Annotated in this window: 15 protein-coding genes; 12 read left to right on the top strand and 3 right to left on the bottom strand. The window is 71.4% G+C overall.

Annotated features, from left to right (window positions below; genetic code table 11):
* Nucleotides 1-30 precede the first annotated feature (30 nt).
* The 3 genes from POF73_RS44795 to POF73_RS44805 all read right to left on the bottom strand — a co-directional run bounded on the left by POF73_RS44795 (nucleotide 31) and on the right by POF73_RS44805 (nucleotide 1,664).
* Nucleotides 31-258: a DUF3107 domain-containing protein gene (locus POF73_RS44795; protein WP_062668721.1), complete on the bottom strand. Its 228-nt coding sequence runs from the start codon at nucleotides 256-258 to the stop codon at nucleotides 31-33.
* Nucleotides 259-451: 193 nt separating this feature from the next.
* Complete coding sequence (locus POF73_RS44800; RefSeq protein ID WP_272125275.1) at nucleotides 452-1,093, bottom strand: TetR/AcrR family transcriptional regulator; 642 nt, start codon at nucleotides 1,091-1,093, stop codon at nucleotides 452-454.
* 346 nt (nucleotides 1,094-1,439) lie between these two features.
* Nucleotides 1,440-1,664: a hypothetical protein gene (locus tag POF73_RS44805; RefSeq protein ID WP_272125276.1), complete on the bottom strand. Its 225-nt coding sequence runs from the start codon at nucleotides 1,662-1,664 to the stop codon at nucleotides 1,440-1,442.
* A gap of 375 nt (nucleotides 1,665-2,039) precedes the next feature.
* Here POF73_RS44805 and POF73_RS44810 point away from each other — a divergent pair, with 375 nt between their 5' ends.
* From POF73_RS44810 to moeZ, 12 genes are all read left to right on the top strand, one after another.
* Nucleotides 2,040-3,080: an alpha/beta fold hydrolase gene (locus POF73_RS44810; RefSeq protein ID WP_272125277.1), complete on the top strand. Its 1,041-nt coding sequence runs from the start codon at nucleotides 2,040-2,042 to the stop codon at nucleotides 3,078-3,080.
* 419 nt (nucleotides 3,081-3,499) lie between these two features.
* Entirely contained in the window at nucleotides 3,500-4,927 is a 1,428-nt protein-coding gene (locus POF73_RS44815; RefSeq protein ID WP_272125279.1) for a DUF3152 domain-containing protein, read from the top strand.
* 56 nt (nucleotides 4,928-4,983) lie between these two features.
* The gene (locus POF73_RS46125) at nucleotides 4,984-5,076 is read left to right on the top strand and encodes an Ms4533A family Cys-rich leader peptide (RefSeq protein WP_334313676.1); all 93 of its coding nucleotides are present in this window, start codon (nucleotides 4,984-4,986) and stop codon (nucleotides 5,074-5,076) included.
* A gap of 199 nt (nucleotides 5,077-5,275) precedes the next feature.
* A complete protein-coding gene (locus tag POF73_RS44820; protein ID WP_272125280.1) occupies nucleotides 5,276-6,994 on the top strand; it encodes an ABC transporter substrate-binding protein in 1,719 nt (572 codons plus the stop codon).
* Nucleotides 6,995-7,038: 44 nt separating this feature from the next.
* Nucleotides 7,039-8,043 carry an ABC transporter permease gene (locus POF73_RS44825; protein WP_272125281.1) on the top strand — a complete coding sequence of 335 codons (1,005 nt, stop codon included), beginning with the start codon at nucleotides 7,039-7,041 and terminating at the stop codon, nucleotides 8,041-8,043.
* Nucleotides 8,040-9,038, top strand: a complete 999-nt coding sequence (locus POF73_RS44830) for an ABC transporter permease (protein WP_272125282.1) — start codon at nucleotides 8,040-8,042, stop codon at nucleotides 9,036-9,038. The genes POF73_RS44825 and POF73_RS44830 overlap by 4 nt, the downstream gene beginning before the upstream one ends.
* The gene (locus POF73_RS44835) at nucleotides 9,035-10,681 is read left to right on the top strand and encodes a dipeptide ABC transporter ATP-binding protein (RefSeq protein WP_272125283.1); all 1,647 of its coding nucleotides are present in this window, start codon (nucleotides 9,035-9,037) and stop codon (nucleotides 10,679-10,681) included. Before POF73_RS44830 ends, POF73_RS44835 begins: the two co-directional genes overlap by 4 nt.
* A gap of 204 nt (nucleotides 10,682-10,885) precedes the next feature.
* Nucleotides 10,886-12,595, top strand: coding sequence for a DUF3492 domain-containing protein (locus tag POF73_RS44840; RefSeq protein WP_272125284.1), 1,710 nt, complete (start codon nucleotides 10,886-10,888; stop codon nucleotides 12,593-12,595).
* The gene (locus POF73_RS44845) at nucleotides 12,592-13,884 is read left to right on the top strand and encodes a hypothetical protein (RefSeq protein WP_272125285.1); all 1,293 of its coding nucleotides are present in this window, start codon (nucleotides 12,592-12,594) and stop codon (nucleotides 13,882-13,884) included. Before POF73_RS44840 ends, POF73_RS44845 begins: the two co-directional genes overlap by 4 nt.
* A gap of 285 nt (nucleotides 13,885-14,169) precedes the next feature.
* On the top strand, nucleotides 14,170-15,174 hold the full coding sequence (locus tag POF73_RS44850; protein ID WP_272125286.1) for an NAD-dependent epimerase/dehydratase family protein: 1,005 nt from the start codon (nucleotides 14,170-14,172) through the stop codon (nucleotides 15,172-15,174).
* Entirely contained in the window at nucleotides 15,162-15,941 is a 780-nt protein-coding gene (locus POF73_RS44855) for a spherulation-specific family 4 protein (RefSeq protein ID WP_272125288.1), read from the top strand. The genes POF73_RS44850 and POF73_RS44855 overlap by 13 nt, the downstream gene beginning before the upstream one ends.
* Before the next feature lie 63 nt (nucleotides 15,942-16,004).
* Nucleotides 16,005-17,183 carry an adenylyltransferase/sulfurtransferase MoeZ gene (gene moeZ, locus POF73_RS44860; RefSeq protein ID WP_272125289.1) on the top strand — a complete coding sequence of 393 codons (1,179 nt, stop codon included), beginning with the start codon at nucleotides 16,005-16,007 and terminating at the stop codon, nucleotides 17,181-17,183.
* The last annotated feature ends 181 nt before the right edge of the window (nucleotides 17,184-17,364 follow it).

The following is a 17,364-nucleotide window of genomic DNA, read 5'->3' on the forward strand; positions in this document are numbered from 1 at the left end:
CTTCCGTCATACCTGTCTGCAGGCGCCTTCCTACAGCGCGCCGAAGCCCACCTTGCGCGGGGCCGGCTCCCCGAGCTCCACGTACGCGAGACGGTCGGCCGGGACCAGGACCTTGCGGCCGTGCTCGTCCACGAGACTCAGCAGCTGAGACTTCCCGGCCAGCGCCTCGGACACCGCCCGTTCGACGTCTTCGGCACTCTGACCGCTCTCCAGAACGATCTCGCGCGGCGCGTGCTGCACGCCGATCTTGACCTCCACGGCTATGTCCCTCCGACGGTCAGTGAAGTGCGCGACCTTCCGCGCCGTACCCAGCACACATTAGCCCGGTGAGGGGACGTACACCCGCCGCCCGAGAACGCCAGGAGCGAACAGCGGACGGGAACAAACGCCCCGCACACGCGCGTGCGCGTCCCCAAGGGCTCCGCGGGGCCCTTGGAGGCACCGCCGGGGCTCAGTGGTGCTCGGAGCCGTGCAGCGGGAAGCCCGCGATGCCGCGCCACGCCAGGGACGTCAGCAGCTGCACCGCCTGGTCGCGCGGAACGCTGCGGTCGCTGTGCAGCCAGGAACGGGCCACGACCTGGGCGAGGCCGCCGAGGCCGGAGGCCAGCAGCATCGACTCCGCGCGCGAGAGGCCGGTGTCCTCGGCGATGACCTCACAGATCGCCTCGGCGCACTCGTTCGTGACCTTGTCGACGCGCTCGCGCACGGCCGGCTCGTTCGTCAGGTCCGACTCGAAGACCAGGCGGAAGGCGCCGCCGTCGTCCTCGACGTACGCGAAGTACGCGTCCATGGTCGCCCGTACCCGCTGCTTGTTGTCGGTCGTCGACGCGAGCGCGTGGCGTACGGCCTGGATCAGGGACTCGCAGTGCTGGTCCAGCAGCGCGAGGTAGAGGTCGAGCTTGCCCGGGAAGTGCTGGTAGAGCACCGGCTTGCTGACGCCGGCTCGCTCGGCGATGTCGTCCATCGCGGCAGCGTGATAGCCCTGCGCGACGAACACTTCCTGGGCCGCGCCCAGGAGCTGGTTCCGTCGGGCACGGCGCGGCAGGCGAGTGCCCCGCGGGCGTGCCGCCTCTGTCTGCTCGATGGCTGTCACGCCGCCTCCCAAAGTCGTCCACATGCGGTGTGCGCCGCGCCGCCATCGTACTTTTCGGTAACCCGGGTGTGCGCGGTGCGAGCGCAGAATTTCACGGACCGGACGGTGACGAAAGTCGCACAGATGGTTTGAAACCGGGATGAGGCGGGCAGCATGCGGCCTCTTTCCTGCTCAGTGGCGCTCTTTTTCGCACCCGACTGCACGTTCATTCGTGCTCGTGCGCGTTCGTTCGCGCTCAGCGACCTCCGTCCGATTGCGCTCGGCGACCTCCGTCAGTGCGGCTGCGTCGCCGACGGCTGCTCTCTGTCACCGACAGTCGCCCTTTGTTGCTGACAGTCGTCCTCTGTTACCGATAGTCGTCCTCGTCGATGGAGACGACGCGCGCCTGCTCGGCCAGATCGGCCTCGTTGGCCCGGTCCCGGTCCGCGTCGGTAAGCGAGTCGTCGCGGTCGGGCCGGACGTCGGCGTGCTGCTCGGCCGCGTCGGCCGCGGGGGCCTCGACATCGAATTCCTGGGCTTCCTCGGCGTCGTCGTCCACGAAGGTCTCGGGGTCGGTGGGGTCGACGGCCATGGTGGGCTCCCTTCCTAGAACGTCCCCGTGGCTGGGGCACGACGTCCCTGGGTGAAGCAGGGGTCCACATACGGGTGCCCTGCGTACGAGCCTAGGAGACGCCAGTTCCGGACGCTATGCGATCCGCGTGCCATCTGCGGGGATCTGTGGGGGGTCGGTGGGAATCGGCGAGGGGTGGCGGAGGTCGGTGGGGGGGGCGGTGAGTGTTTCGGGCCTGTCCGGGGTCTGCTCGGGTTTGTTCGGGTTGGGTCCGCTTCGGGTCTGCCCCTGACCTGATAGGGGTGTGCCCCGGTTGGGCAATTCATTGCCATGTACGTGCCGAGTTGTGATGGCGAACACATGAACCACGACGTGATCGTCTCGTAACATTGCCGCATGTCTTCGACCGAGCTCCCGTCTGCGCCGGCCGCCAATGTGCTCCCCAAGGTGGCGGCTGTCAGGGTCGCGGAGGGGGAGCGATTGCGGTCGGTCGGGCTGCCGGGGATCACGCTGACGGTCCGTTCCCGGCCGCCGGCGCGTGAGGGGCTGCCGCCCGCGCTCTACGTCCATGGACTCGGGGGTTCCTCGCAGAACTGGTCGGCGCTGATGGAGCAGCTCGAAGGCGACGTCGACTGCGAGGCCGTCGACCTGCCGGGCTTCGGAGACTCGCCACCGCCGGACGACGGCGACTACTCGATCACCGCGCACGCACGCGCGGTGATCCGCTATCTCGACGCCTCCGACCGCGGTCCCGTGCATCTCCTCGGCAACTCGCTCGGTGGCGCCGTCACCACCCGCGTCGCCGCGGTGCGCCCCGACCTGGTCCGGACGCTCACCCTCGTGTCGCCCGCACTGCCCGAGATCCGCGTCCAGCGCACCGCAGTGCCCACCGCGCTGCTCGCGATGCCCGGTGTTACCACGCTCTTCACCCGGCTCACCCAGTCGTGGACGGCGGAACAGCGGGTCCGAGGCGTGCTGCATCTCTGCTACGGCGACCCCGGGCGGGTGACGCCGGAGGGATTCAGCAACGCGGTCGAGGAGATGGAGCGGCGGCTGCAACTGCCGTACTTCTGGGACGCGATGACGCGTTCCGCGCGCGGGCTGGTCAACGCCTACACCCTGGGCGGCCAGCACGCGCTGTGGCGCCAGGCCGAGCGGGTGCTGGCGCCGACGCTGCTCATCTACGGCGGCCGGGACCAGCTCGTGGGCTACCGCATGTGCCGGAAGGCCGAGCGCACCTTCCGTGACGCCCGGCTGCTGAGCCTGCCAGAGGCCGGGCACGTGGCGATGATGGAGTACCCGGACGTGGTCGCCCACGCGTTCCGTGGACTCCTCGCGGAGGCGCGGGAGTCGGCGGACGCCGGGCGCGCAGCGGGTGAGGGCGTCACCGGGGTCGCGGGCGAGGACGATGCCGTGACCGAGAGCGCGGGGAGCTGAGGCGGGACGTGGGACGCCACAGCCGCCGCGGTTCCGCCGCCAAGCGCGACACCGCGGACACAACTGCACGCCAGGGCTCCCGGGGGACACCGCCGGAAGCGGGCGCCGATCGGCGGGGGCCGTCTGCGCCGGGCGCCGGTCCTGTCAGGGTTCCGTCTTCCCGGCCGGGTGCGGCTCCGGGGGCGGGGCAGGGTGGTTGGCCGCAGTCCGGCGGGCCGGGCGGTCCTGAGGGTTCGGGTCGCCCTGGTGGCCTGGGTGGCCCCGGTGGTTCCGGTGGCCCGGGTGGTCTTGGCCGTTCCGGTGGTCCGGGTGGTCCGGGTGGTTCCGGTGGCCCGGGTGGTCTTGGCCGTTCCGGTGGTCCGGGTGGTCCGGGTGGTTCCGGTGGCCCGGGTGGTCTTGGCGGTCCCGGTGGTCGCCGGATGCCGGGTCCAGCGGCGGGTCGGCCGGAGGCGCCCGCGGGTGGGGCGCCGGCGTATGGAGGGCGGGGCTTTCCGGGCGGTACGCCTGCGCAAGGGGTGCCACGGCTTCCTGATGGCACCCCTGCACATGGCTTTCCGCGGTTTCCCGACGGTACGCCCGCGCATGGTTTCCCGCGGTTTCCCGACGGCACTCCCGCCCATGGCGTTCCTCGAATACCGGGCGGGACTCCGGCTCATGGCACCCCCCGGATCCGTGGCGGCCATCCCGAGCAGCGTGAACCCGGGGGCGGCTGGGGTGAGTTGAGGGGACGGACCGGCGTTGCGCACGGAGCTCCCCCCGCAGCCGGTGCCCCGCCCGCGACCGGCGTTCCCCTGCCGCGGCCCCGGCAGGCGCCGCGTTCCGAGGGGCCGCGCCAGGACTATCTCGACGCCTTCGGCGAGGACGTCGACGTGTTCGCGCCCCGCACGGCCGGTTCCGCGCACGCCGCCGACCCGTACGCCTCCGTCACCGACTGGGACACCGGGGCCGGGATCGGGAACGGGAACGGCTCAGGCGTCGGCACGCTTGACGGCACCGACCTCGACGACGCCCCTCCGACCGGCGAGCCCGTGCCGGAGAAGGGCGCCAAGGGCCGTACCTTCACGGGCATCGCTGCCGCCGCGGTCGTCACCGTGCTGGCGGTCGTCGTCGCCGGGCAGGTCGCCGAGGGGCGGGACGACGGCGACGCACAGTCGCAGTCCGCCACCGAGCAGGGGCGGGACGCGCGTGACGGGGCCGTGAGCGGGGACGGGCAGCCGCCGCCGTCCGGTTCACCGAGCGTGGTGCCGCTGACGTACGAGCAGAAGATGGGCGAGAGGTACCCGCTCGGTGCCACGCTCAAGGGCTCGGGCAAGTTCGACGCGGTCCCGGGGATCGCCAAGGCGTCCGGCACGGGGCAGAAGTTCACCTATCGCGTGGACGTGGAGCAAGGGCTGGGGCTCGACGGCGAACTCTTCGCCGAGGCCGTGCAGAAGACGCTCAACGACGACCGGAGCTGGGCCCACAACGGCGCCCGCACCTTCGAACGCATCTACTCGGGCAAACCCGACTTCGTCATCACACTGGCCAGCCCCGGCACCACCGCCGTCTGGTGCGCCAAGTCCGGGCTCGACACCACCGAGGACAACGTGTCCTGCGACTCGGCCGCCACCGAGCGCGTCATGATCAATGCGTACAGATGGGCGCAGGGGTCGACGACATACGGTGATCGCATCCATGCGTACCGACAGATGTTGATCAACCACGAGGTCGGTCACCGGCTCGGCTTCAGCCATGTCACCTGCGACAAGGACGGCGATCTCGCGCCGGTCATGCAGCAGCAGACCAAGTTCCTCGACCATGACGGGATCCACTGCCGGGCCAACCCCTGGGCGTATCCCGGGAGTTGACGGGTGCCTCGCATGTCACATTGACATGTGCAGCGTGTTCGTACATATTTCTGCACATGTCGACCCGTCACGCCTCCTCTCGCGCCGCCATCGAGCTGGCGCTCATCGGCGTGACCGCTCTGTGCGTGGCCGACATCGACTGTCGCTGACGCTCGCCCTTCGGCGTTCGCGTCGCGATCTCCTTCCTCTCCTGTGAGTTGTTGACGGGTATTGATCCCGCAGCTCGGTCACGGGCTTTCGACGACCCGACGCCGGGGCAGACGTCTGCTTCCTTCCGTCTCACTCCGCGTCAATCTGTCTCGCTATTCAAGATTGCGCGAGATTCATCAATCCGAGAGGTCGTCTCCGATGCGTCAACCGTCCGTCATAGTGCGCCGCGTGGCCGCGGCATCCGTCAGCCTGGTCGTGGCAGCGGGCGCCGCCGCCTGCGGGCCTGAGGACAGCGGCGCCAAGGGCGTCGGTGGCGACTCCACGCCCCACAAGGGCGGCACGCTCACGGTCCTGAACTCCAATCCGCAGCAGGACTTCGACCCCGCCCGCCTGTACACCTCCGGCGGCGGCAACGTCCCGTCCCTGGTCTTCCGCACGCTCACCACCCGCAACCGCGAGAACGGCGCGGCCGGCGCCGAGGTCGTCCCCGACCTCGCCACCGACACCGGGCGCCCGAACAAGGACGCCACCGTATGGACGTACACCCTGAAGAAGGGGCTCAAGTACGAGGACGGCGCCCCGATCACCTCGGCCGACGTCAAGTACGGCATCGAGCGCTCCTTCGCGCCCGAACTGTCCGGTGGCGCGCCCTACTTGCGGGACTGGCTGGTCGGTGCGGCCGACTACCAGGGGCCGTACAAGGACAAGAAGGGGCTCTCGGCGATCGAGACGCCGGACGCGCGGACCATCGTCTTCCATCTGAACAAGCCCGAGGGCGAGTTCCCGTACCTCGCGACGCAGACGCAGTTCACGCCCGTCCCGAAGGCCAAGGACACCGGCACGAAGTACGAGCAGCACCCGGTCTCGTCCGGGCCGTACAAGGTCGTCGAGAACGAGAACGACGGTGAGCGGATCGTCCTGGAGCGCAACACGCACTGGTCCGCCGACACGGACGCCGAGCGCAAGGCCTACCCGGACAAGATCGACGTACGGTCCGGGCTCGACTCGTCCGTGATCAACCAGCGGCTGTCCGCGTCCCAGGGCGCGGACGCGGCCGCGGTCACCACGGACACCAACCTCGGCCCGGCCGAGCTGGCCAAGGTGACCGGCGACAAGGAACTTGCTTCTCGCGTCGGTACCGGACACTTCGGATACACCAACTACATCGCGTTCAACCCGACGATCAAGCCGTTCAACAACGTCAAGGTGCGGCAGGCGATCTCGTACGCCATCGACCGGTCGTCCGTGGTCAACGCGGCGGGTGGTTCCGCGCTGGCCGAGTCCGCCACCACCTTCCTGCCGGACCAGAAGTCCTTCGGCCACACGCCGTACGACCACTTCCCGGCGGGTGCGAGCGGCGACCCCGAGAAGGCCAAGGAGCTGCTGAAGGAGGCCGGTTACACGAACGGCCTCACCCTCACCCTGACCCACTCCAACGCCAAGGACTTCGAGACCAGCCCCGAGATCGCCACCGCGATCCAGGACGCGCTGAAGAAGGCCGGCATCACGGTCAAGCTGCAGGGTCTGGAGGAGAACGACTACGCCGACAAGATCCACGACGTGAAGACGGAGCCCGGCTTCTTCCTCGCCCACTGGGGTGCCGACTGGCCCTCCGGCGGTCCCTTCCTCGCCCCGATCTTCGACGGCCGGCAGATCGTCAAGGACGGCGCGAACTTCAACACGGGCCTGCTCAATGACAAGTCGGTCAATGCCGAGATTGACGCGATCAACAAGTTGACCGATCTTGACGCCGCCGCCAAGCGGTGGGGTGCACTGGACAAGAAGATCGGCGAGCAGGCGCTGACCGTGCCGCTGTTCCACCCCGTCTACAAGAGGCTGGTCGGCAGCGACATCAAGAACGTCGTGATCAGCGACTGGACCGGCGTGCTGGACATCTCCCAGACCGCGGTCAAGTAGTCAGTGGACCTGGTCAAGCAATCAATGAGTCTGGTCAAGTCATCATGAGTGAGGCCTTGTTGACCTCGCCGGCCCCCGGGGCGGACACCACCGCCCCGGGGGCCTCCGGGGCCCGTCAGTTCTGGCGGCGGCTGCGGACGCAGCGCGCCGCCCTCGTCGCGGCGGTCGTCGTCGCGCTGCTCGTCCTGGTCGCGCTCGCCGCACCGCTGCTCACCGCGATCGAGGGCCAGGACCCGACCACCTACCACCCGTCCCTGGTGGACTCCGCGCGCGGAGGCGTGCCCGTCGGGTCGTTCGGGGGAGCGAGCGCCGAGCACTGGCTCGGTGTCGAACCGCAGACCGGCCGGGACCTGTTCGCGCGGCTGGTGTACGGCGCGCGCGTGTCCCTCGGTGTCGCGCTGGCGGCGACGGTCGTGCAGCTCGTGCTGGGCGTCGTCATAGGCGTTGCGGCCGGGCTCGGCAACCGCTGGGTGGACCTGCTCCTGACCCGGATCGCCGACATCTTCGTGGCCATGCCGCTGATGGTCGTCGCGCTGGCCCTGCTCGCCATCGTGCCCACCAGCTTCCCGCGCCCCGTCCTGGTGGCGCTGGTCGTCGGACTGGTCTCCGGCTGGGGCACGCTCGCCAAGATGGTGCGCGCGCAGACGCTCACCCTCAAGCAGCTCGACTACGTCGCCGCCGCCCGGCTCAGCGGCTGGGGCACGGTCCGGATCGCCCGCCGCGAGCTGCTCCCCGGCCTCGCGGCCCCCGTCATCACCTTCGCCGCGATCCTCGTCCCGACGAACATCACCGTAGAGGCGGCCCTGTCCTTCCTCGGTGTGGGCGTGAAGCCGCCGACGCCGTCCTGGGGACAGATGCTCACCTCCGCGGACGTCTGGTACCAGGCCGCACCGCAGTATCTGCTGCTGCCCGCGGGCGCGCTGTTCGTGACCGTCCTCGCCCTCACCGTGCTCGGCGACGGCGTCCGCACGGCCCTCGACCCGCGCGCGGCATCCCGGCTGCGCGTCGGGACGGGCCGCAAACAGGAGGGGAAGGGGGAGGCCTCATGACCGGCTTCGGCGGTTTCGTACTGCGCCGCGCGACCGGCGCCCTGGTCACCCTGGTCGCCCTCTCGGTGATCATCTACGCCGTCTTCTACGTCACCCCCGGCAACGTCGCCCAGATCACCTGCGGGCCGCGCTGCTCACCCGCCCAGGTGCAGCAGGTCGCCGAGCAACTGCATCTGAACGACCCGCTGTACACCCGTTACTGGCACTTCCTGCAAGGCCTGGTCATCGGCCAGGACTACTCCACCGGCGCCTCGGTCCAGCACTGCTCGGCGCCCTGCCTGGGGCTGTCGTACCAGAGCGACCAGCAGGTCACGGCCCTGATCCTCGCGAAGCTGCCGGTCACGGCCTCGCTCGCGCTCGGCGCCATGGTGCTGTGGCTGGTCATCGGCGTCGGCACCGGTGTGCTGTCGGTGTGGCGGCGCGGCCGGTTCACCGAGCGGCTGCTGACCACGCTCACCCTCGCGGGCATGTCCACGCCCGTCTTCGTCATCGGACTCGTCCTGATGATCGTCGTCTGCGGGCAACTGGAGCTGCTGCCCTTCCCGCAGTACGTCGCCTTCACCGACGATCCCGAACAGTGGGCGTGGAACCTGCTGCTGCCCTGGCTGTCGCTCGCGCTCATCGAGTCCGCCACGTATGCCCGGCTGACCCGCGCCTCGATGCTGGAGACCCTCGCCGAGGACCACGTCCGCACCTTCCGGGCCTACGGCGTCGGGGAGCGGGCGATCATCTGGCGGCACGCCCTGCGCGGCGCGGTGGCCCCGCTCATCGCCGTGAACGCCAACAACATCGGCGTCCTGTTCGGCGGGGCCGTGCTCACCGAGACGCTGTTCGGGCTGCCCGGCATCGGCCAGGAGATGGTCGAGGCGGTCAAGGTCGTCGACCTGCCGGTGGTCGTCGGCATGGTCCTGGTGACCGGCTTCTTCGTGGTCCTCGCCAACGCCGTCGCGGACGTCCTGTACGCAGTGGCCGACCGACGGGTGGTGCTGACATGAGCGACGTCGAGAAGGTTCCGTCCCGGAGCCTCGTCGAAGTCACTGACCTGACGGTCGAGTTCGGGGACCTGCGCGCCGTGGACGGCCTCTCGCTGCGCCTGGAGCGCGGCGCCGCCCTCGCCCTCGTAGGCGAATCCGGCTCCGGCAAGTCCACGGTCGCCTCCGCCCTGCTCGGGCTGCATCGCGGCACGGGCGCGCGGGTCGGCGGCGCGATCGACGTCGCCGGCGTGGACGTACAGCAGGCGTCGGACGAGCAGCTGCGGCGGCTGCGTGGTGGGAAGGCCGCCATGGTCTTCCAGGACCCCCTGTCCTCACTCGACCCGTACTACGCCATCGGCGACCAGATCGCCGAGGTGCACCGGGTACACACGCGTGCCACACGACGAGCGGCACGCGCGCGTGCGGTGGAGGTGCTGGACCGGGTGGGAATTCCGGACGCGCTACGGCGATCCCGGTCCCGCCCGCACGAGTTCAGCGGCGGCATGCGCCAACGGGCCCTCATCGCCATGGCGCTGGCCTGCGAGCCCGACCTGCTGATCGCCGATGAGCCCACGACCGCGCTCGACGTGACCGTCCAGGCCCAGATCCTCGACCTCCTGCACACGCTCCGCGAGGAGACCGGAATGGGGCTCCTGCTCGTCACGCACGACGTCGGAGTCGCCGCCGAGAGCGTCGACGAGGTGCTGGTGATGCGGCACGGGCGGGCGGTCGAACACGGGCCGGTCTCCGCCGTACTGGGCTCGCCCGCGCAGCCGTACACGCGCGAACTGCTCGGCGCGGTCCCGCGCGTGGACGCGGCGACACGCGCCAGGTCCGAGAGTTCCGAGGGGCCGGCGGACGTCGTCCTGGAGGCGACCGGCCTGCGGCGTGAATTCGGACGCGGGAAGCGGGCGTTCACGGCGGTGGACGACGTGTCGCTGACCATCCGCCGTGGCGAGACCCTCGGGATCGTCGGTGAGAGCGGCAGCGGGAAGACGACGCTCGGGCGCATGCTGGTGGGCCTCCTGGAGCCGACGGCGGGTGAGGTCCGTCACGAGGGGCACGCGCGCGTGGGCGTGGACCCGGCTGTACAGATGGTCTTCCAGGACCCCGTCTCCTCCCTCAACCCCCGCCGCAGCGTGGGCGAGTCGATCGCCGATCCGCTGCGCGCGCGAGGCGAGTCGGACGAGGGGCGTATCCACGAGCGTGTGCGGGAACTGCTGGAGCGCGTGGGGCTCGAAGCGGCGCACTACGACCGCTATCCGCACGAGTTCAGCGGAGGCCAGCGCCAGCGCGTCGGCATCGCGCGGGCGCTCGCGGCCGACCCGCGCGTCATCGTCTGCGACGAGCCCGTCTCCGCGCTCGACGTCACCACCCAGGCCCAGGTGGTCGCGCTGCTCGGCGAGTTGCAGCGCGAACTCGGACTCGCCCTCGTCTTCGTCGCCCACGACCTAGCCGTCGTACGCCAGGTCAGCGACCGGGTCGCGGTGATGCGGCGCGGGCGGATCGTCGAAGAGGGCCCCGCCGACGCGGTGTACGACAGCCCGCAGGACCCGTACACCAAGCAGCTCCTGGCCGCCGTACCGGCCCTCGATCCGCTGATCGCGGCCCAGCGGCGGGGAGCGCGACGGGAGTTGGCCGTGGTGTCGGCCGTTCAGGTGTGACGATCCGTGCGCGATTGAACTCCTAGCGCGACGGAACGCGACCCGCACGGGAAAGTTACGACCGTTCACCCCTTTTGGTGGCGCGATGGACAACCGTCCGTCGCGCCACCGCCTTGTCCCCTTACGTTCGTCCCGCTGCGAGCCGCCACGAGAACGGCGGCTCCCCATACGGGAGATCGGTTACGGGAGATCGGGGGTGTACGCGTGCGCATCGGACTGATTGCGGAGGGTGGCTATCCGTATGTGAGCGGTGACGCCAGGCTCTGGTGTGACCGACTCGTGCGCGGGCTCGGACAGCACGAGTTCGACATCTACGCGCTCAGCCGCAGCGAGCGCCAGGAGGCCGAGGGCTGGGTCCCGCTGCCCCTGCAGGTCAGCCGCGTACGTACGGCGCCGCTGTGGGCGGCGGAGGACGACGGCGTGGTGTACGGGCGCCGCGCGCGCCGCCGGTTCGCCGAGTGCTACGGCGAGTTGGTGGCCGTGCTCTGCGCGGGCGGCGCCACAGCGGGTTCCGGTTCCTCCGAAGGGGCGTCGGCCACTGAGGCGGACCGTTTCGCCAACGCGTTGTACGGCCTCGCCGATCTCGCGCGCGAGGAGGGCGGACTGGTGGGAGCGCTCCGCTCCGAGGCCGCCGTACGCGCCCTGGAGCGAGCCTGCCGTGCGCGGGGCGCTCTGCGCACGGCGCGTGAGGCGCGCGTACCCGATCTGCTGGCCGTCGCCGCCCACCTGGAACGCGCCCTTCGCCCCCTCTCACTCGACTGGTACGAGGACGACGGCCTGGGCGCGGCGGACCTGTGCCACGCCACGTCCGGCGGTTCGGCGGCCCTGCCCGGCCTGCTCGCCCGGCACTTCTGCGACGTACCGCTGCTCCTGACCGAGTACGGGGTCCGGCTCCGCACGCACTACCTGGCCCCCACCGAGTCCTCGCCGGCCGTACGCTCCCTGCTCGCCGCCCTCCATGGCAGGTTCGCCGCCGAGGCCTACACCCGGGCCGCCCTCGTCACCCCCGGCAACGGCCATGCCCGCCGCTGGCAGGAACGCTGCGGCGCGGACCGGGAGAAGCAGCGCACCGTCTACCCCGGCATGGACGCCTCCCGTTTCGCGGAGGTCGGCGAGGCCCAGGAGAGCGCGGACCCGGACACGCTGGTCTGGGTCGGCCGGATCGAACCGGCGAAGGACCTGGTGTCGCTGCTGCACGCTTTCGCCGAGGTCCGCAAGGAGCAGCCCAAGACGCGCCTGCGCATCGTCGGCGCTCCCTCGGGCACCGAGGGCGCTGCCTACCTCAGCCACTGCAGGGTGCTGGCCGCACAGCTCTTCCCCGACGAGGCCGAGGGCCCGCACACGGTCGGCGACAACCCCGTCTCCTTCGAGGAGATCGGCGGCCCGGAGATCCCGGCCCTCGCCGACGCGTACGCCTCCGGCGCCGTGACCGTCCTGTCCAGCGTCGTCGAGGGCTTCCCGATCGGCCTGGTCGAGGCGATGCTCTGCGGCCGCGCGACGGTGTCCACGGACGTCGGCGCGGTGGTGGAGGTGATCGGCGGCACCGGACTCGTCGTACCGCCGCGCAACCCACGGGCGCTCGCCGAGGCCTGCGTGGCGCTGCTGCGCGACCCCGAGCGTCGTGCGCGCCTGGGCGCGGCCGCCCGCGCGCGTGCGCTCGAACTGTTCACCGTCGAGCAGAACATCACAGCATTTCACGGCATTTACCTGGAGATCGTCTCGCGCACCCCGGTCCGCCGTGTCGTCCTCGACGAGGCCGGAGAGCCGCTGCCCTTCGCCGTCCCCGCCGAGGCCCATGTCCCCGGCCGCTGGACCGACCGAAACGCACGCCTGGTGGCCCGCGGCGGCCCGGCCCGCCCGACGGCGGCACCCGTACGTGCCACCGCGGTGCCGACGAGGGAGGGGGCGCGATGAACGGCCCAGGACGGCTGGACCGCCCCGGCGCCCCGACCAGCCCCGATGCCTGGGACGAGCGGTCGGAGGAATGGCTCGCGGCGGAGACGGACGTACACGAGGACCGGGCCGCCGGAACGCCCACCCCGGCCGCCGAGGACTCACCCGCCCCCCGCACCGCCGGCGACGGGTGGCGCGGTCCCGGCGGCTCGCGCTCGACCCCCGCCCGCCGCACCGGCGCGGATCCGGTGAAAGCGCTGATGCACCGTCACCGTGACCTGTGCGAACGCGCGGTGGACCCCCTGGAGATCGCGGCCGGCCTGGAGGTCCACGGCATCACCGACCGCACCGCGGCACGCTTCCTACACCGGGACGTCTTCTCCCTCGCGGAGGAGATGTACGCCCGAGTGCCCCGGGACGCCGAAGCGTCACCCCTCGCCCCGGCCCTCACCACCCCCCGCGCCCGAGCCGACTGGATCCTGCTCACCCTCCTCCCCGGAGTCCTCTGCGCGGCGGCCGTGACCGCCCTGCACCTCACCCACGGCCAGTCCCGTCTGATCGCGGCCGCGGCAGGCGCCTTCGCCGTGGCCCTCGCCCTGCGTGCGGCCCTGGCCCGAGGCCCGTTCGCCACCGCCGGCCGCACGAACCCGACCGCCACCCGGACCTGCTGGCTCATCGCCTACGCCGTCCTCGGCGACGGACTCCTCCGGGCGGCCGCCACCGGAGGCCCCGACTCCCTCCCCACGGGCACCGCCGACGGCCCCTGGCCCTTCACCACCGCCCCCGTCCTGGCCCTCGCCCTCTCCTGCGCCCCCGCGGCCTGGTGTGCCCATCTCCTCGCCGTACGGGCCCGCCGCAAACTGTCGGCCAGCCGAGGCCTGGGGGAGTTCGCCACCTCCGTAAAGCCACTGCTTCTGGGCACCTTCGCGCTGTACCTCGGTGCCCTGGCGGCCCTCCTGACCCTGACCACCACCGTTCTGGACGAGTCGGCCGCCTACCCCCAGACCCTCGCCCTGGGCGCCCTCCTGTTCCTCGCCCGCCTCCTCACCACCCACGGCTTCACCCACGCCCCCGCCCTCGTCCTCACCGCCACCGCCTCGGCCGAGGCAACGGCCCTGACCAGCCTCTTCACGGCCCGCCTCCCCGGCTGCGCCTGGCTGGCAACCCCCACCCAGGGCCTCGTGGACGCCTTGGGCCCTGCAGCCCTCCCCACGCTCGCCTGCGGCGCGGGCGCCCTGACCCTCCTGCTCCACGCCACGCGCACCCTCACGCGGGCGTCGGCACACGCGAGGCAGGACCAGCAGCGATGACGCGCCAGACATCAGCGATCAGCCGCGGCCGCGTACGGCGGGCAGGGGAGGTGCCACGCGGACGGCGTGGCCTCGACCCGCAACGCACCCGCAGACGCCACGCGCACCCCCTCCCGAGCCCCATCGCACCGGTACAGGCCACCGCAGGCATACGCGCCCGCGACCCCTACGAAGTCCTTCCGCCTGAACCCCCCTCCCTGAAGTCCCTTTCCCCGAAGCCTTTGAAGGAGACCTCCAAATGATCACCTCCCGACCCGACCACCCCTCGGCCCCGGGAGCCGCCCGATGAGAGTCCTGCTGATCGGAGCCAACGGCTACCTCGGCCGCTTCGTAGCCGACCGCCTCCTCGCCGACCCCGCGGTGCAGCTCACCGCCCTGGGCCGCGGCGACGACGCCGACGTCCGTTTCGACCTCGCGTCGGGCAGCCCCGGCGCCCTCACCCGGTTCCTCGACGCGGTCCACCCGGGCGTCGTCATCAACTGCGCCGGCGCGACCAGGGGCGGCGCCCGCGAGCTCACCCGCCACAACACCGTTGCCGTCGCCACCGTCTGCGAGGCCCTGCGCCGCAGCGGCTGCGGCGCCCGCCTCGTCCAGATCGGCTGCGGCGCCGAGTACGGACCGAGCCAGCCCGGCTCCTCCACGGCCGAGGACGCCGTCCCGCGCCCCGGCGGCCCGTACGGCGTCAGCAAACTCGCCGCCACCGAACTGGTCCTGGGCTCCGGCCTGGACGCCGTGGTCCTGCGGGTCTTCTCACCCGCCGGCCCCGGCACCCCCGCCGGCTCCCCCCTCGGCCGCCTCGCCGAGGCCATGCGCCGCGCCATGCAGTCCGGCGACGGCGAACTCAAACTCACCGGCCTGGGCGCCCAGCGCGACTTCGTCGACGTCCGCGATGTGGCCCGCGCCGTCCACGCAGCCTCGCTGTCGGCCGCGCAGGGCGTCATCAACATCGGCTCCGGCCGCGCCGTCCGCCTCCGCGACGCCGCCGCCGTACTCGCCCGCGTGGCCGGATACGGGGGCGCCCTCCACGAACTCGACGGCCCGCCCGTCCCGTTGCGGCCCAGCATCGGCCACCCCCGCGCCGACTCGGACCACCTGCTCCACGCGACCCACGCGGGCCATGCCGCCCATCCGGGCCACGGGGCCCCGGTCGCGTACCCGTACCCGGACGGCTGCGGCAGCTGGCAGCAGGCCGATGTGCGCACCGCACGCGACCGGCTCGGCTGGCGCCCCCGGATCAACCTCGAAGAGTCCCTGGGTGACATCTGGATGGAGGCGGCATGCCGTATCTGACCGGCACCACACCGACCGCATCGAGCACCGACCTCCGCCCCGGCCTCGGCATCCCCGGCTACGCCCACCCCCTTCTCGCCCCCACCGAATGGGGCGAACTCACCCGCCCCGGCATCCCCGTGCACTGGGTCGTCCTGAACGTCGCCGACGGCCCCGGAGCCCGCCCCGACCCGCACTGTCTCCAGGCCGCCGACCGGCTCCGCAGCGCGGGAGTCCGCGTCCTCGGCCACCTCGACACGGCCCGCCTGCGCACGGACCGTATCGGTACGACCCACGGCGCCCGCGCCTTCGGCGAGGTGATCTCCGAGGCGCACCGGTACCTCGACTGGTACCGGGTCGACGGCTTCTTCCTGGACGGCTGCCCCACCGAACGCGCCGCGCTGCCCGAGATCCGCCGCACGGCCGGCACACTCCGTGCGCTGCGTGACAAGGCCCACATCGTCTTCGGCCACGGCACCCATCCGCACCCGGGGTACGCCGAGTGCGCCGACCAGCTGGTCACGTTCCGGGGGTCCTGGAGCGACTACCGCTGGTCGCAGGTGGCGGAGTGGACGGCCGACTATCCGCCGGACCGCTTCTGCCACTTCGTCCACGGAGTGCCCCTCGGGCACCTCGACGAGGCGCTGCGCATCGCCCGCTGGCAGGGCGCCTCGACGATCTGGTTCACCGATCGCACGGACCGCGGCGGTCGCGCCGATCCCTGGGAGACCATGCCCGGCTACTGGGACGAAATCGTCTCGCGGATCGGAACAGGTGTCTCGGAATGAAAAAGCCCATGGCAGTGTTACGGGGAGAACAACTGTAGTGATCGACCGACCAACGGAGTCCCCGTGTCGCTGCCACCCCTGGTCGAGCCGGCCCCCGAGCTCACCGTAGACGAGGTTCGCAGGTACTCCCGCCACCTGATCATCCCCGATGTGGGGATGGACGGGCAGAAGCGGCTGAAGAACGCCAAGGTGCTGTGTGTGGGCGCCGGTGGCCTGGGCTCGCCGGCGCTGATGTACCTGGCGGCTGCGGGCGTGGGCACGCTCGGCATCGTGGAGTTCGACGAGGTCGACGAGTCGAACCTGCAGCGCCAGATCATCCACAGCCAGTCCGACATCGGCCGCTCCAAGGCCGAGTCCGCCCGTGACAGCGTCAAGGGCATCAACCCTTACGTGAACGTGATCCTTCACGAGGAGCGGCTTGAGGCCGACAACGTGATGGACATCTTCAGCCAGTACGACCTGATCGTCGACGGTACGGACAACTTCGCGACCCGCTACCTCGTCAACGACGCCTGCGTGCTGCTGAACAAGCCATACGTGTGGGGCTCGATCTACCGCTTCGACGGCCAGGCCTCGGTCTTCTGGTCCGAGCACGGCCCCTGCTACCGCTGCCTCTACCCGGAGCCCCCGCCCCCCGGCATGGTTCCGTCCTGCGCCGAGGGCGGCGTGCTCGGCGTGCTGTGCGCGTCCATCGGCTCCATCCAGGTCAACGAGGCCATCAAGCTCCTCGCGGGCATCGGCGAGCCGCTGGTCGGCCGCCTGATGATCTACGACGCCCTGGAGATGCAGTACCGCCAGGTCAAGGTCCGCAAGGACCCGGACTGCGCGGTCTGCGGCGAGAACCCGACCGTCACCGAGCTCATCGACTACGAGGCCTTCTGCGGCGTCGTCTCCGAGGAGGCCCAGGAGGCGGCGGCCGGCTCCACGATCACTCCCAAGCAGCTCAAGGAGTGGATCGACGACGGCGAGAACATCGAGATCATCGACGTCCGCGAGATCAACGAGTACGAGATCGTCTCGATCCCCGGCGCCAAGCTGATCCCGAAGAACGAGTTCCTCATGGGCAGCGCCCTGGAGACCCTCCCGCAGGACAAGAAGATCGTCTTGCACTGCAAGACGGGTGTCCGCAGTGCGGAAGTCCTCGCGGTCCTGAAGTCCGCGGGCTTCGCCGACGCCGTGCACGTCGGTGGCGGTGTGATCGGCTGGGTCAACCAGATCGAGCCGAGCAAGCCGGTGTACTGACCAGACCTGCTCCGCACGGCGGGGGGGGGGGGGGGGGGCGGGGGGGGGGGGGGGGGGGGGGGCGCCGGGGGGGGGGGGGGGGCGCGGGGGGGGGGGGGGGGGGTGGCGGGGGGGGGGGGGGGGGGGGGGGGGGGGGGGGGGGGGGGGGGGGGGGGGGGGGGGGGGGGGGGGGGGGGGGGGG

This window comes from Streptomyces sp. HD (assembly GCF_028369295.1).
Lineage (GTDB): Bacteria > Actinomycetota > Actinomycetes > Streptomycetales > Streptomycetaceae > Streptomyces.

Coding starts and splice junctions, on each gene's coding strand:
- POF73_RS44855 (WP_272125288.1), top strand. CDS start 15,162: ATGCCGTATCTGACCGGCACCACACCGACCGCATCGAGCACCGACCTC.
- POF73_RS44845 (WP_272125285.1), top strand. CDS start 12,592: ATGAACGGCCCAGGACGGCTGGACCGCCCCGGCGCCCCGACCAGCCCC.
- POF73_RS44815 (WP_272125279.1), top strand. CDS start 3,500: ATGCCGGGTCCAGCGGCGGGTCGGCCGGAGGCGCCCGCGGGTGGGGCG.
- POF73_RS44820 (WP_272125280.1), top strand. CDS start 5,276: ATGCGTCAACCGTCCGTCATAGTGCGCCGCGTGGCCGCGGCATCCGTC.
- POF73_RS44830 (WP_272125282.1), top strand. CDS start 8,040: ATGACCGGCTTCGGCGGTTTCGTACTGCGCCGCGCGACCGGCGCCCTG.
- POF73_RS44825 (WP_272125281.1), top strand. CDS start 7,039: ATGAGTGAGGCCTTGTTGACCTCGCCGGCCCCCGGGGCGGACACCACC.
- POF73_RS44850 (WP_272125286.1), top strand. CDS start 14,170: ATGAGAGTCCTGCTGATCGGAGCCAACGGCTACCTCGGCCGCTTCGTA.
- POF73_RS46125 (WP_334313676.1), top strand. CDS start 4,984: ATGTCGACCCGTCACGCCTCCTCTCGCGCCGCCATCGAGCTGGCGCTC.
- POF73_RS44835 (WP_272125283.1), top strand. CDS start 9,035: ATGAGCGACGTCGAGAAGGTTCCGTCCCGGAGCCTCGTCGAAGTCACT.
- POF73_RS44810 (WP_272125277.1), top strand. CDS start 2,040: ATGTCTTCGACCGAGCTCCCGTCTGCGCCGGCCGCCAATGTGCTCCCC.
- POF73_RS44805 (WP_272125276.1), bottom strand. CDS start 1,664: ATGGCCGTCGACCCCACCGACCCCGAGACCTTCGTGGACGACGACGCC.